General features: G+C 48.2%; 17 protein-coding genes. 6 read left to right on the forward strand and 11 right to left on the reverse strand.

Going from position 1 to position 12,890, the window contains the following annotated elements; genetic code table 11:
* The first annotated feature begins 392 nt into the window (after window positions 1-392).
* The gene (locus tag J1781_RS02865; RefSeq protein ID WP_129955661.1) at window positions 393-935 is read left to right on the forward strand and encodes a gamma carbonic anhydrase family protein; all 543 of its coding nucleotides are present in this window, start codon (window positions 393-395) and stop codon (window positions 933-935) included.
* 51 nt (window positions 936-986) lie between these two features.
* Here the strand turns inward: J1781_RS02865 and aroE are convergent, their stop codons facing one another.
* Genes aroE through dprA form a run of 5 tightly spaced genes read right to left on the reverse strand, consistent with a single transcriptional unit; the run spans window position 987 to window position 4,579 of the window.
* On the reverse strand, window positions 987-1,814 hold the full coding sequence (gene aroE / locus J1781_RS02870) for a shikimate dehydrogenase (protein ID WP_129955660.1): 828 nt from the start codon (window positions 1,812-1,814) through the stop codon (window positions 987-989).
* 3 nt (window positions 1,815-1,817) lie between these two features.
* Window positions 1,818-2,387, reverse strand: coding sequence for an L-threonylcarbamoyladenylate synthase type 1 TsaC (gene tsaC, locus J1781_RS02875; protein WP_129955659.1), 570 nt, complete (start codon window positions 2,385-2,387; stop codon window positions 1,818-1,820).
* Window positions 2,380-2,940: a DNA topoisomerase family protein gene (locus J1781_RS02880; RefSeq protein WP_129955658.1), complete on the reverse strand. Its 561-nt coding sequence runs from the start codon at window positions 2,938-2,940 to the stop codon at window positions 2,380-2,382. The genes tsaC and J1781_RS02880 overlap by 8 nt, the downstream gene beginning before the upstream one ends.
* Window positions 2,941-2,964: 24 nt before the next feature.
* A complete protein-coding gene (locus J1781_RS02885) occupies window positions 2,965-3,438 on the reverse strand; it encodes a DUF494 family protein (RefSeq protein ID WP_129955657.1) in 474 nt (157 codons plus the stop codon).
* On the reverse strand, window positions 3,410-4,579 hold the full coding sequence (gene dprA, locus J1781_RS02890) for a DNA-protecting protein DprA (RefSeq protein ID WP_217233187.1): 1,170 nt from the start codon (window positions 4,577-4,579) through the stop codon (window positions 3,410-3,412). The genes J1781_RS02885 and dprA overlap by 29 nt, the downstream gene beginning before the upstream one ends.
* A 128-nt stretch (window positions 4,580-4,707) precedes the next feature.
* Between dprA and def the strand changes: the two genes are divergently transcribed.
* The 5 genes from def to mscL all read left to right on the forward strand — a co-directional run bounded on the left by def (window position 4,708) and on the right by mscL (window position 9,524).
* A complete protein-coding gene (gene def, locus J1781_RS02895; RefSeq protein ID WP_112288147.1) occupies window positions 4,708-5,220 on the forward strand; it encodes a peptide deformylase in 513 nt (170 codons plus the stop codon).
* A 1-nt stretch (window position 5,221) separates the two neighbouring features.
* Window positions 5,222-6,181 (forward strand): methionyl-tRNA formyltransferase, encoded by a 960-nt coding sequence (fmt, locus tag J1781_RS02900; protein WP_217219107.1) that lies wholly within the window; start codon window positions 5,222-5,224, stop codon window positions 6,179-6,181.
* A gap of 75 nt (window positions 6,182-6,256) precedes the next feature.
* Window positions 6,257-7,546: a 16S rRNA (cytosine(967)-C(5))-methyltransferase RsmB gene (gene rsmB / locus J1781_RS02905; protein ID WP_129955654.1), complete on the forward strand. Its 1,290-nt coding sequence runs from the start codon at window positions 6,257-6,259 to the stop codon at window positions 7,544-7,546.
* Window positions 7,547-7,606: 60 nt separating this feature from the next.
* On the forward strand, window positions 7,607-8,983 hold the full coding sequence (trkA, locus tag J1781_RS02910) for a Trk system potassium transporter TrkA (RefSeq protein ID WP_129955653.1): 1,377 nt from the start codon (window positions 7,607-7,609) through the stop codon (window positions 8,981-8,983).
* Between the two features lie 124 nt (window positions 8,984-9,107).
* Window positions 9,108-9,524 (forward strand): large-conductance mechanosensitive channel protein MscL, encoded by a 417-nt coding sequence (mscL, locus tag J1781_RS02915; RefSeq protein WP_129955652.1) that lies wholly within the window; start codon window positions 9,108-9,110, stop codon window positions 9,522-9,524.
* Between the two features lie 24 nt (window positions 9,525-9,548).
* Here the strand turns inward: mscL and J1781_RS02920 are convergent, their stop codons facing one another.
* The 6 genes from J1781_RS02920 to rpsD all read right to left on the reverse strand — a co-directional run bounded on the left by J1781_RS02920 (window position 9,549) and on the right by rpsD (window position 12,873).
* Window positions 9,549-9,749 (reverse strand): alternative ribosome-rescue factor A, encoded by a 201-nt coding sequence (locus tag J1781_RS02920; RefSeq protein ID WP_129955651.1) that lies wholly within the window; start codon window positions 9,747-9,749, stop codon window positions 9,549-9,551.
* 97 nt (window positions 9,750-9,846) lie between these two features.
* Window positions 9,847-10,263: a Zn(2+)-responsive transcriptional regulator gene (gene zntR, locus J1781_RS02925; protein WP_217233188.1), complete on the reverse strand. Its 417-nt coding sequence runs from the start codon at window positions 10,261-10,263 to the stop codon at window positions 9,847-9,849.
* A gap of 2 nt (window positions 10,264-10,265) precedes the next feature.
* On the reverse strand, window positions 10,266-10,634 hold the full coding sequence (locus J1781_RS02930; protein WP_129955649.1) for a DnaJ family domain-containing protein: 369 nt from the start codon (window positions 10,632-10,634) through the stop codon (window positions 10,266-10,268).
* A 173-nt stretch (window positions 10,635-10,807) separates the two neighbouring features.
* Window positions 10,808-11,197 carry a 50S ribosomal protein L17 gene (gene rplQ, locus J1781_RS02935; RefSeq protein WP_013573706.1) on the reverse strand — a complete coding sequence of 130 codons (390 nt, stop codon included), beginning with the start codon at window positions 11,195-11,197 and terminating at the stop codon, window positions 10,808-10,810.
* 40 nt (window positions 11,198-11,237) lie between these two features.
* Window positions 11,238-12,227 carry a DNA-directed RNA polymerase subunit alpha gene (locus J1781_RS02940; protein WP_002919219.1) on the reverse strand — a complete coding sequence of 330 codons (990 nt, stop codon included), beginning with the start codon at window positions 12,225-12,227 and terminating at the stop codon, window positions 11,238-11,240.
* Between the two features lie 25 nt (window positions 12,228-12,252).
* Window positions 12,253-12,873 (reverse strand): 30S ribosomal protein S4, encoded by a 621-nt coding sequence (rpsD, locus tag J1781_RS02945; RefSeq protein ID WP_014333606.1) that lies wholly within the window; start codon window positions 12,871-12,873, stop codon window positions 12,253-12,255.
* Window positions 12,874-12,890: the final 17 nt, after the last annotated feature.

Genomic DNA, 12,890 nt, shown 5'->3' on the forward strand with positions numbered 1-12,890 from the left:
TGTGAGTGCCCACACAGATTGTCTGATAAATTGTTAAAGAGCAGTGAGTTACGCGCTTTCGCTTGCTAACTCGAGGTGGCGTATATTACGCTTTCCTCATTCAGTGTCAACCGTTTATTTCATCCGGCTGCCGCTGTTTTTAATCTTTCCGACCCGGTTACTTCGTGATGTTGTTCACGTTGTTCCCTGTCGATGGAGCGGCATTATAGGGATCCGAATTTTTTGCACAAGCCTTTTTTCCAATAAAAGGATCGACTGCGTATTTTTCGAGCCCTTCGCGGAGATCTCACCCGATCCGCTGGTTTTAACGTCGATCTCATCCCTCCCGAATTGGTATTTCCTCTCACCCGAACTATATTGCCAAGATTAAACTTATCTTTGGAGTGCTTCAGATGTCTCAACCTTTACGTTCTTATCAAGAATTAACACCTACATTGGGCGAACGAGTGATGGTGGATCCTTCAAGCGTGGTTATTGGCGATGTAGATCTGGCCGATGACGTCAGTATCTGGCCGCTCGTCGTCATACGTGGGGATGTTAATAATGTGGTTATCGGTTGCCGGACCAACGTACAGGATGGAAGTGTGCTTCATGTTACCCATCAGTCACGACAAAATCCTCAGGGGCATCCTCTTATTATTGGGGAAGACGTCACCGTCGGGCATAAAGCAATGCTGCATGGTTGTACGATCGGGAACAGAGTTCTGGTCGGGATGGGATCAATACTGCTGGACGGGGCTATCGTTGAAGACGATGTCATGATTGGTGCCGGCAGCCTGGTGCCGCCAGGGAAAACACTCGAAAGTGGTTACCTCTATTTAGGAAGTCCTGTGAAGCAGATACGAGAGCTGACTTCTGATGAACTCGCAGGGCTGACATACTCCTCTAATAATTATGTGACATGGAAAGATGTTTATCTTTCCCAGGAACAATAAAGAAACGTATTGCCTGAACAGTAACAAATCCGGCTGCTCAGGCACTCCCGATCACACCAGCAAGTCTTTTTTTAACTGCTCAAGCACAGGTTCTATCTGAGGCATCACACCATGCCACAGATAGAAAGCATGCGCTGCCTGCCCCACCAGCATTCCCAGTCCGTCAGCATAATGCGTTATCCCATTATTTTTCGCCCAGGTGATAAAAGGCGTTAAACCCGCCTGATAATACATATCGTAAACCCGGGTCTGCGTCGTCAGCACACTTTCTGGGATAGCGGGGATCTCACCCTTAATACCCGAAGCCGTAGCGTTAATGATCAGGTCGAAAGATTCTTCAGCCAGAGAAGCTAACGCGATGGCCCGAATATCACCTTTTTCCTGGAAAATTTGGCTCAGATGCTGCGCCCGCTCGAAGGTCCGGTTAGTTACGACGACGGAACAACCATAAGACAACAAAGGAAGGATCACCCCGCGCGCAGCCCCACCGGCGCCGATCAATAAAATCCGATCCCCCGGCGTCAAAAGCGCCAGCCGCTCAAGGTCACTCAGCATACCGATGCCATCAGTGTTATCCCCAAGCAGTCGCCCGTCTTCAAGTTTTTTGAGTGTGTTAACAGCACCAGACATTGAAGCGCGATCTGTCAGCTCATCAGATCTCGCAAAAGCACGCTCTTTGAAAGGTACCGTGATATTTGCCCCACGAGCGCCGTCTGCAAAAAAAGTTCGCAAAGTCTCTTCAAACTCTTCATGCGAAGCCAGAACCGTACCATAGGTATGATCGATACCAGTCTGACGGGCAAACAGTGCATGAATACGAGGGGATTTGCTATGCCCAATCGGATTCCCAAATACCGCGAAAGATGGCGTGACTTTCATTTGTTAGCCTTGACGAATAAGGTTGCCAGTGAGGGCATCCCGAATTTCAGATGGATTATCTCTTCCTCCTACTTCGCCATCCAGCACGGGAAAGTCTTTCCCAAACTGGAGTCTGACTTCTTCAGACAAACGGCAAGGAGGTTGCCCATTCAGATTCGCACTGGTTGAGACCAGTGGTTTTCCAAATTTTTGGCAGAGTTCTTTTACCAGGGGATGATCCGTGACGCGTACTGCCAGAGAACTGAAACGGCCAGTCAGCCAATCAGGCGTCACGGCTTTTGCAGGCATTACCCAGGTAACCGGCCCTGGCCAGAATGACCAAATGTACTGAAGTTGCTGTTCAGTTAATGATGAGTCATCGATATAAGGAAGAATTTGCTGATAATTGTCAGCAATCAGAATGAGCCCTTTATCTTTCGGACGTTTTTTCAGCGCCAGCAATGCTTCTACCGCTTGTTCGCTATCAGGGTCACATCCCAGACCGAAAACGGCTTCCGTTGGATAAGCAATAACATGCTCCCCACGCAATGCCTCAAGTACTGTGTTCAATGATTTTTGTGTCTCTTTATTCATCTTGTTCGTTATCTTTTCTTTCTACGGCTTTGCCGCACAATTTACTGGCACAGAATAACTTCATTCCCTGAGCCGTTTTCTTTTCCATCAATAACGGGTAATGGCAGTGTTCGCACTCCCCGGCTACCGGTTTATTATTGATGGCAAACTGACAATCCGGATAACGGTCACAGGCGTGGAATACTTTGCCGAAACGCGATTTGCGCTGTAACAGATGCCCTTTTCCGCATTGCGGGCAGCCCAGAGTCGTTTCTTCAGGTTTATCGATAGCTTCAATATGATCGCATTCAGGATACTGACTGCAACCAATAAACATGCCATAACGCCCCTGCCGCAGCACCAACGTGGAGTCACATTTAGGGCACACCTGTCCTTCAAGGACTTTCACAACATGCCCATCCGCTTGTGATTTCAGGGGACGAATATACTGACATTGCGGATAGGATGAACAACTGAGAAAGGGGCCGTGGCGACCACTACGGATCACCAAATCGGCCCCGCATTCCGGACAGGATCCATTTTGCTTATCAGCAAAAAGTGCTGCTTTTGTCATATGTTACGTTTTACCTGTTATCTCTTAGTGCAGATAACCCTCATTAACTTCAAATAATAGCTCTTCCATTTGCTGATACGCTGTTTCATATCCGGGAATATTAAACAGCACCATCAGCACGACCCACTTCAGATCCTCAAGATCGAACTCTTCAGTGTCCAGAGCCATAACACGATCGATAACCATCTCTCTGGTATCGAAATTCAATACTTTGATCTGTTCCAGGAACAACAGAAAACCACGACAACTGCTATCTAACCGAATTGTTTCCTCTTCGGTATAAACGCGTAATGCTGAAGGATCAGAATCCAGCATATAAGATGGGGTTCCACCCTCTTGCATATCCGCAAGTTTTTCAAGCCAATTCAACGCATTGTGAATATCAGCCCGGTGAAAACCAGCCTCGGTCAAGTCATCCGTTAACCTATCCTCGTCAACATTCATCTCCGCTTCGTTGTGAATGTAAGTTTCAAATAAGTACATTAGTACGTCGAACATGGCTTGCCCTCTTAATTCGGACATAGCCGCCGGATACAGCTGCGATCCATCCTGCTAACTCCAGTTCGAGTAGTTTACCTACGACTTCTGGCACAGGTTGGCCGGCACGTTCGGCGACGACGTCAACAGATGTCACCTCATATTCTACGTTAGCCAACACATCAGCAAATGGCAATTCAACTTCGCTATCTGGCGCACAAATAATCGCCTCTGACGCATCTGATTCACTCTCAGGCGGCATTTTCAAGGATTCCGATACCTTGATAGTGGGGAACCAGGTCAACCCGCTTCCTATCTGTTCGGCGATATCATTTGGTTCAGTCACGAGATACGCACCCTGCTGAATCAGCCAGTGCGTACCTTCCGAGGTTGTACTTCCCAGCGAGCCTGGCAATGCGAATACTTCCCGTCCTTGCTCAAGTGCATAGCGCGCGGTAATCAATGAGCCGCTGCGAAGCGTTGCTTCGATGACAAGTACACCCGCACTCAACCCGCTGATAATCCGGTTACGGCGGGGAAAATTAACGGCTAAAGGGGGAGCCGTCACCAGATGTTCAGACACCAGCGTTCCCCCCTGCCCCAGAATACGATCTGCCAGCTTAAGATGACAGGATGGATAGCGCTTCATCAGCCCGCTTCCCAGCACAGCTATTGTCTTACCCTGAGCTTCCAGTGTTGCCTTATGGCTGATTCCGTCTATTCCCATCGCCAGCCCGCTTGTCACAGTAAAACCGCTACTGACCAAACCGCCTGCAAAAATCTGCGCATATTGTTCGCCGTAATGGCTGTAATCGCGACTCCCCACCATTGCGATTTGTGGCGATAGTAGTAATTCAGCAGATCCCTCAGCGAATAAAATCAGTGGAGGGGAGGATATTTGTGCCAACAGCGGGGAGTAAAAATTGCTGCCAAAAGTAATGAGATGACAGTTTTCTCCTTCCAGCCATTTCAGTGATGCAGATAGCCAGTGTTGATTAATATGCTGAAAATCGGCTACTTGTTCGGGTAAAAGACCACTTTTCGCTAATTCTGAAGACGAATAAATCCCCCGGTCCGAGAGGGTATGAATGATCCCCGTCGCGCGTTGGGTACCGAGGCGTTTGACCACTGACATACGTATCCATGCTTCCTGCAATGTCATTATCCATTCCCTTCTCAAGGCCTTTCGGCGACTGATACAATTGGCAGAGGATGCTGTCAATCGGGGCTGGAAATGTCTAGAATAGAGTCTATATATCTTCAATCAATTGAATAAAGATCCAGAAAAATATGTCCGTATTACAGATATTACATTTCCCAGACGAGCGGCTTCGCATAACTGCAAAACCGGTCAAAGAAGTTAACGCCGAAATCCAGCAGATCGTGGATGATATGTTTGAAACCATGTATGCAGAGGAAGGCATTGGCCTTGCTGCCACTCAGGTCGACATTCATCAACGCATCATCGTAATTGATGTGTCTGAAAACCGCGATGAGCGTCTGGTTCTGATCAATCCTGAATTGCTGGAAAAAAGCGGCGAAACCGGGATTGAAGAAGGCTGCCTGTCGATCCCTGATCAACGGGCACTGGTGCCGCGCGCTGAAAAAGTAAAAGTCCGTGCGCTTGACCGTGACGGTAAAACCTTCGAGCTTGAAGCTGATGACTTGCTGGCAATTTGTATCCAGCATGAAATGGATCATCTGGTAGGTAAATTATTCGTGGACTACTTGTCTCCCTTGAAACGTCAGCGTATTCGCCAGAAAATGGAAAAAATGGCCAAGCTGAACGCGCGGGCTGACTAATATTCGTGTAACACAGGACACTGCTTTGCGAATCATATTTGCCGGTACTCCCGACTTTGCAGCGCGTCATCTTGACGCGCTTTTATCATCAGAACATCAGGTTGTCGGTGTTTTCACTCAGCCTGATCGCCCGGCCGGCCGCGGAAATAAACTGACTGCAAGCCCGGTGAAAGTTCTGGCTCAAGCACATGACATCCCGGTATTCCAGCCTAAATCTTTGCGTCCCGAAGAAAATCAGTCCCTGGTTTCCTCACTGCAAGCTGATGTAATGGTTGTCGTCGCTTACGGTCTGATTTTACCGAAAGCAGTGCTTGATATGCCGAAATTGGGTTGCATCAATGTGCATGGTTCCTTATTGCCACGCTGGAGAGGCGCAGCACCGATTCAGCGCTCTCTGTGGGCGGGTGACGCAAAAACGGGTATCACCATCATGCAGATGGATGTCGGGCTTGATACCGGTGACATGTTGCACAAAGTCGAATGTGACATTCTCCCGGAAGATACCAGTGCTTCGCTTTACAACAAACTGGCTGGATTGGGTCCTCAAGGTCTGCTTGAAACTCTCAGGCAACTGGCGGATGGGACAGTAAAACCTGAAGTTCAAAGCGAAGAGCATGTCACTTACGCAGAAAAACTCAGCAAAGAAGAAGCCCGCTTAGACTGGAATTTATCAGCTGAGCAACTTGAACGTTGCATTCGTGCCTTTAACCCCTGGCCTGTCAGCTTTTTCATGATTGACGAACAGCCGGTGAAGGTCTGGCAGGCTGAATGTCAGTCAGAAAAAAGCAACGCAGCTCCCGGCACCATTATTTCTGCCGACAAAAAGGGCATTCGGGTTGCGACCTCCGATGGGATCCTGAATATCACCCAGTTGCAGCCGTCAGGTAAAAAGGCAATGTCCGCGCAAGATTTGCTTAACTCTCGTCGCGAATGGTTTATCGAAGGCATGCGTTTAGCCTGACCATAACGACTACGCCCGATATTTCGTCGGGCCTTATCTCTCTGATAATGCTGGCTCCGGTCAGCTTTTTTGACTATGAAAACACCCTATAATCTCCGTAGCATTGCCGCTCAAGCCATCAGCCAGGTGTTGGATAAAGGATTATCCTTGTCCACTGTTCTCCCTGGTCTGCAGAAAAACATTTCAGAAAAAGATCGCGGACTTCTTCAGGAACTTTGCTTTGGTACGCTTCGCGTGCTGCCACAGTTGGAATGGTGTTTGCAGCAACTCATGGCAAAACCTCTCACGGGTAAACAAAGAACATTACATTACTTACTGATGGTGGGTCTCTATCAGCTGATCCACACGCGGATCCCGGCACACGCCGTACTGGCGGAAACGGTTGAAGCCGCCGTTGCGCTAAAACGTCCGCAATTAAAAGGACTTATCAACGGCGTGCTGCGCCAGTTTCAGCGGCAGCAGGAAGAATTGCTTCAACGAATGGCCAACAATGACAGTCGTCATCTCCATCCCAGCTGGCTCCTTAACCGTCTGAAAAAAGCTTACCCCGGTGAGTGGGAAAGCATTGTTGATGCCAATAATCAAAAGCCGCCGATGTGGCTTCGCGTCAACAGACAGCATCACACACGTGACGAATATTTACATTTGCTAAACGAAGCTCAGATTGAAGCTGTACCGCATCCAGAATATAAGGATGCATTACGGCTGATCACGCCATGTCAGGTAAGCCTGCTTCCGGGATTCGCAGAAGGTTGGGTTACTGTTCAGGATGCTTCGGCGCAAGGCAGTGTTGATCTGCTGGATCCAAAGAATGGCGAACTGATCCTCGACTTATGTTGCGCACCGGGCGGAAAAACTACCCATATTCTGGAAGCCGCACCGAAAGCCCATGTTCTTGCCGTTGATGTGGACGAGCAACGTTTGAAACGTGTTCATGAAAACCTTCAGCGTTTGAAACTCAGCGCGGAAGTGAAGCAAGGTGACGGGCGTGAACCGCAGGTTTGGGCAGGTGATCGCATTTTTGACCGTATACTCCTCGATGCTCCCTGTTCAGCGACCGGCGTTATTCGCCGGCATCCTGACATCAAATGGTTGCGCAGAGACAGTGATATTGCCGAGCTCGCCAGCCTTCAAAAACAAATCCTTGATGCTGTCTGGCCACGGCTAAAAAGCAAAGGTGTCATGGTGTACGCCACCTGCTCAATTTTACCGGATGAAAACTGTCAGCAAATCACCTCATTCCTGGAATCACATCAGGATGCTACGCTGGTTGAAACAGGAACGATTGACCAACCAGGCCGGCAGAACCTTCCGGATGCTGAAGACGGCGATGGATTTTATTACGCTAAACTGATTAAAAGCTGATCATCTTGTATTAGTGCTGTTTACTCAGGCTGATACCTTCGTGGCAAAGCAGAGAGTCATATGAAAATAATAATTCTCGGGGCCGGGCAGGTTGGCGGAACACTCGCCGAAAACCTGGTTGGTGAAAACAACGACATTACGGTTGTCGACACGAATACCGTCCGGCTGCGTCAGCTTCAGGATAAATTTGACCTGCGCGTAGTCCAGGGGCACGGTTCTCATCCCCGTGTACTTCGCGAAGCTGGCGCTGAAGATGCCGATATGCTGGTGGCTGTGACAAATTCTGATGAAACCAATATGGTTGCCTGCCAGATTGCCTATTCACTGTTTAATACACCAAACCGCATTGCCCGCATCCGTTCAACTGAATACATCCGAGAATCTGAAAAACTTTTCCATCCGGAAGCTGTGCCTATCGATCACCTGATTTCGCCGGAACAATTGGTCACTGATTATATTTATAAACTCATTGAGTATCCGGGTGCACTGCAGGTAGTGAATTTCGCCGAAGGCAAAGTCAGTATTGCAGCAGTAAAAGCCTATTACGGCGGCCCCTTAGTAGGTAATGCACTTTCTTCAATGCGCGAACACATGCCGCACATTGAAACGCGTGTTGCAGCCATTTTCCGCCAGGATCGTCCGATTCGTCCGCAAGGCTCAACCATCATCGAAGCCGGTGATGAAATATTCTTTGTGGCCGCCTCTCAGCATATCCGTGCAGTCATGAGTGAGCTTCAGAGGCTCGAAAAACCTTATAAACGAATCATGATCGTTGGTGGAGGCAATGTCGGAGCGGGACTTGCCCAACGGCTTGAGAAGAATTACAGCGTAAAACTCATCGAGCGGGATCAACAGCGTGCCGCGGAGCTTGCAGAGATACTACAAGATACAATTGTCTTCTATGGTGACGCTTCGGATCAGGAACTACTGGCTGAAGAGCATATTGAACAAGTAGATGTATTCATCGCTATTACCAATGATGATGAGGCAAACATCATGTCGGCAATGCTGGCTAAGAGGATGGGTGCAAAAAAAGCGATGGTTCTTATCCAGCGCAGCGCATATGTCGATTTGGTGCAGGGTAGTGTGATCGATATTGCAATCTCTCCCCAGCAGGCAACGATTTCAGCATTACTTGGACATGTCAGAAAAGCAGACATCGTCAGTGTTTCATCGCTAAGGCGCGGTGTCGCTGAAGCCATTGAAGCGATTGCCCATGGCGATGAGACCACATCAAAAGTGGTAGGCCGTACCGTGGAAGAAATCAAACTGCCGCCGGGTACAACAATTGGGGCTATTGTACGCGGTAATGAGGTAATTATTGCCAACGGCACAAGCAGGATCCAACAGGGTGACCACGTTGTGATGTTTATTACCGATAAGAAGTTTGTCAGGGATGTGGAACGGTTGTTCCAGCCAAGTCCGTTCTTCTTATAAATTGCATCTGCTGTTTATCGGATTTAGCGTTAATTGAGGTTGAGGTGAGAACTTTTGTAGCGAAGACCCTGCAAATAGTCTTTACTTGGTTTGACATATTTGATGAATTTGCCAAGGAGTATTTATGAGTTTTATGAAAGAGTTTCGTGAGTTTGCCATGCGCGGCAACGTGGTCGACCTGGCAGTCGGTGTTATCATCGGTGCTGCTTTTGGCAAAATAGTATCGTCATTTGTCGCTGATATTATTATGCCTCCGCTGGGTTTGTTGATTGGCGGGGTTGATTTTAAGCAATTCGCGTTTGTCCTCCGGGAGGCTCAGGGAGCAACACCCGCCGTAGTCATGCATTATGGGGTATTTATCCAGAACGTGTTTGATTTCATCATTGTTGCGCTGGCTATCTTTTGCGCTATTACCCTGATGAATAAAATGCGTCGTAAGCAGGAAGATAAACCCGCTGCACCACCTAAACCAACGGCGGAAGAGACTTTGTTAGCAGAAATTCGTGATTTACTGAAAGAGCAGCAGACACCGAGACTTTAACTGATATTACCCGCTAGGGCTTAATTAGAAGGGCAGTATTGAATACTCAAACGAACACTCAATACTGCCCTCCAGATAACCCCTCTTCTCATTTTTCGCTTTACGACAGTAGCTCCCCTTCCCTTTTTGATTTTTCTCAACACGTTGTTTAAACAATGGATCATGAAGAAGCGCCTGTAATGCATTATCCTGAATGATGCCTTTTTGATGCTTATAGTGGCTCATAAAACCTCGATATAATTAATACTGTTGAACAGAATGCGCGCATATGATACTGCTACAATTATGCTTGCGAAAGCGTTTTGTAAAACCCTTGAAATGCTTATGCTACCTTACCCGCTCCATCTTCCAGTGCTTCTAATATAGAACAACTGACACTAGTATGCGCAGAACCACAGCAGGCGGCGCTCAGCCTTTGGAGTGACTCGCGCATCTGATTAAGCTCTTGTAATTTAAGCTCAACTTCAGCAAGACGTTCATTCACGATAGATTTCGACTCCTGACAAGTGTGATGCAAAGGATCTATTCGAATAGAAAGTAACTCCTTGATAGCATCAAGCGTAAAACCTGTCGATTTGGCATAACGTATGAAGCGTAAACGCTGTACATCACCTTCGTTATACTGACGATAACCCGATGGACTGCGTGAGCCCGTGCCCATCATTCCCTGCTTTTCATAGTAACGCACAGTATCTGTGGAGACATTGGCCAGCCTGGCAAGTTCACCAATTTTATACATGCCTATTTTCCTCTGAATTTATCCTTTATCGCCTTTTCGTAATGCCCTTGAAGGAAGTCAGTGCTCATACCTGCCTGCTGTAGACGTATCTGTAAAATCTTCAAACGCTTTTCAGCGGGAAGAAACTTCGGATCATCGCTGTCTAATGTGCTCAATAGGTGATTTAACTCAATCGCTTCTTTTCGATCCTGCAACTCGGGCGGCAAATAGCCTGCATTTTTCAAAATACGATAGGAAGTTCTTAGCTCATCCGGAACTGCACTGTCGTCATCCAGGATAAGCGGGCGCCCACTGCCAGGCAGGTTATCAAATTCACCTTTTTCCTGAGCATCTTTGATGTGCTTTTCAACCCACTGATCCATTAGAAACATGATTTCGCCTTCGTCACATTGCACAAACCATTGTAGATCATAGCTGGAAGCGGCGCGCCGTAAAAGGGAGTGGAATGCAGAACGATTAAAGTTGGGAAAAAAGGGGAGTAGAACAGTGAGTTACAGATGTAAAAAAACCGGGCAGAAGCCCGGTTTTTTCATGCATCTACAGATTATTCAGCAGTTGCTACTTCTGCTTTTGACTCTGCACGATCAACGAGCTCGATGTATGCCATCGGCGCATTGTCGCCTGCACGGAAGCCACACTTAAGAATACGAGTGTAACCACCGGCACGGCTCGCGAAACGCGGGCCCAGTTCATTAAACAGTTTTGCCACGATCTCGTTATCACGAGTACGGGCGAATGCCAGACGACGATTTGCAACGTTGTCGGTCTTGGCAAGAGTAATCAGCGGCTCAACAACGCGACGCAGCTCTTTCGCTTTCGGCAGGGTCGTCTTGATGATCTCATGACGAACCAAAGAGCCGGCCATGTTACGGAACATAGCCTGTCGGTGGCTGCTGTTACGGTTCAGTTGACGACCACTCTTACGATGGCGCATGACCTTATCCTTCTCAGTAAAACCTTAACCTGTGATCCGGTTACTCGTCAGCAATACTTGCTGGTGGCCAGTTTTCCAGGCGCATGCCCAGAGACAAACCACGGGACGCAAGTACGTCTTTGATCTCAGTAAGAGATTTTTTACCCAGGTTAGGTGTTTTAAGTAACTCAACCTCGGTACGCTGTACCAGATCACCGATGTAGTGGATTGCTTCTGCCTTAAGGCAGTTAGCAGAGCGGACAGTCAATTCCAGATCGTCAACAGGGCGCAGCAGGATTGGATCGAATTCCGGCTTCTCTTCTTTGACTTCCGGTTGACGTACATCTCGTAAATCAACGAAAGCTTCAAGTTGTTCAGCAAGAATGGTTGCCGCACGACGGATCGCCTCTTCAGGATCGATCGTACCGTTGGTTTCCATTTCGATAACCAGCTTGTCCAAATCAGTACGCTGTTCTACACGCGCTGCTTCAACATTGTAGGCAATTCGCTCTACAGGGCTGTAGCATGCGTCTACTAACAGACGACCAATTGGGCGCTCATCTTCTTCCGAATGAATTCGGGCAGACGCCGGCACATAACCACGACCGCGCTGAACTTTGATACGCATGCTGATAGCAGCGTTCTCATCGGTCAGGTGGCAGATGACATGTTGCGGCTTGACGATTTCGACATCACCATCATGGGTAATGTCGGCTGCAGTCACAGGGCCAATGCCAGACTTATTCAGGGTAAGGATAACTTCATCTTTCCCTTGAACTCTCACCGCCAGCCCTTTCAGGTTGAGCAGGATCTCCAGGATATCTTCCTGTACGCCTTCTTTGGTGCTGTACTCATGCAGTACACCATCAATCTCAACCTCGGTCACCGCGCAACCCGGCATGGATGAAAGCAGAATACGGCGCAGTGCGTTGCCTAAAGTATGGCCAAAGCCACGTTCTAAAGGCTCAAGGGTCACCTTGGCGTGCGTCGAACTGACTTGCTCGATATCTACCAGGCGCGGTTTTAGAAACTCTGTCACAGAACCCTGCATTGTGTCCTCTCTTTGGTACTAAGCTTTACTTGGAGTAAAGCTCGACGATCAGGTGTTCGTTAATGTCGGAAGACAGATCAGTACGTTCAGGCATACGCTTGAACACACCTTCCATCTTGGCAGCATCAACTTCAAGCCAAGTCGGCTTTTCACGCTGTTCAGCCAACTCCAAAGCGGCCTTCACGCGAGATTGCTTTTTAGCTTTCTCACGGATGCTGACAACGTCATTCGGAGATACCTGATAAGAAGCGATGTTAACAACGCGACCGTTTACCATGATAGCTTTGTGGCTAACTAACTGGCGCGATTCCGCACGAGTAGCGCCGAAGCCCATACGATAAACTACGTTGTCCAAACGGCCTTCAAGCAGTTGCAACAGGTTTTCACCGGTGTTGCCTTTCAGGCGTGCTGCTTCTTTGTAATAGTTACGGAACTGACGCTCCAGAACACCGTAGATACGGCGAACTTTTTGCTTTTCACGTAACTGTACACCGTAGTCAGACAGACGCGGTTTACGCGCACCATGCTGACCAGGAGCTTGTTCAATTTTACACTTGGTATCGATCGCGCGAACGCCAGATTTAAGGAATAAATCTGTGCCCTCACGACGGCTAAGCTTGAGCTTAGGACCCAAATATCTTGCCATTTTCTCTCTCCAACAAA

Origin of the sequence: Rahnella perminowiae (assembly GCF_019049695.1) — a bacterium.
GTDB lineage: Bacteria > Pseudomonadota > Gammaproteobacteria > Enterobacterales > Enterobacteriaceae > Rahnella > Rahnella perminowiae.

Excerpts from the sequence above, each read along its gene's own strand:
- rpsD (WP_014333606.1), bottom strand. The coding sequence starts at position 12,873 with ATGGCAAGATATTTGGGTCCTAAGCTCAAGCTTAGCCGTCGTGAGGGC.
- J1781_RS02940 (WP_002919219.1), bottom strand. The coding sequence starts at position 12,227 with ATGCAGGGTTCTGTGACAGAGTTTCTAAAACCGCGCCTGGTAGATATC.
- J1781_RS02930 (WP_129955649.1), bottom strand. The coding sequence starts at position 10,634 with ATGTTTCTAATGGATCAGTGGGTTGAAAAGCACATCAAAGATGCTCAG.
- def (WP_112288147.1), top strand. The coding sequence starts at position 4,708 with ATGTCCGTATTACAGATATTACATTTCCCAGACGAGCGGCTTCGCATA.
- J1781_RS02885 (WP_129955657.1), bottom strand. The coding sequence starts at position 3,438 with ATGTTCGACGTACTAATGTACTTATTTGAAACTTACATTCACAACGAA.
- dprA (WP_217233187.1), bottom strand. The coding sequence starts at position 4,579 with ATGACATTGCAGGAAGCATGGATACGTATGTCAGTGGTCAAACGCCTC.
- aroE (WP_129955660.1), bottom strand. The coding sequence starts at position 1,814 with ATGAAAGTCACGCCATCTTTCGCGGTATTTGGGAATCCGATTGGGCAT.
- tsaC (WP_129955659.1), bottom strand. The coding sequence starts at position 2,387 with ATGAATAAAGAGACACAAAAATCATTGAACACAGTACTTGAGGCATTG.
- J1781_RS02880 (WP_129955658.1), bottom strand. The coding sequence starts at position 2,940 with ATGACAAAAGCAGCACTTTTTGCTGATAAGCAAAATGGATCCTGTCCG.
- rsmB (WP_129955654.1), top strand. The coding sequence starts at position 6,257 with ATGAAAACACCCTATAATCTCCGTAGCATTGCCGCTCAAGCCATCAGC.
- trkA (WP_129955653.1), top strand. The coding sequence starts at position 7,607 with ATGAAAATAATAATTCTCGGGGCCGGGCAGGTTGGCGGAACACTCGCC.
- zntR (WP_217233188.1), bottom strand. The coding sequence starts at position 10,263 with ATGTATAAAATTGGTGAACTTGCCAGGCTGGCCAATGTCTCCACAGAT.
- mscL (WP_129955652.1), top strand. The coding sequence starts at position 9,108 with ATGAGTTTTATGAAAGAGTTTCGTGAGTTTGCCATGCGCGGCAACGTG.
- rplQ (WP_013573706.1), bottom strand. The coding sequence starts at position 11,197 with ATGCGCCATCGTAAGAGTGGTCGTCAACTGAACCGTAACAGCAGCCAC.
- J1781_RS02865 (WP_129955661.1), top strand. The coding sequence starts at position 393 with ATGTCTCAACCTTTACGTTCTTATCAAGAATTAACACCTACATTGGGC.
- J1781_RS02920 (WP_129955651.1), bottom strand. The coding sequence starts at position 9,749 with ATGAGCCACTATAAGCATCAAAAAGGCATCATTCAGGATAATGCATTA.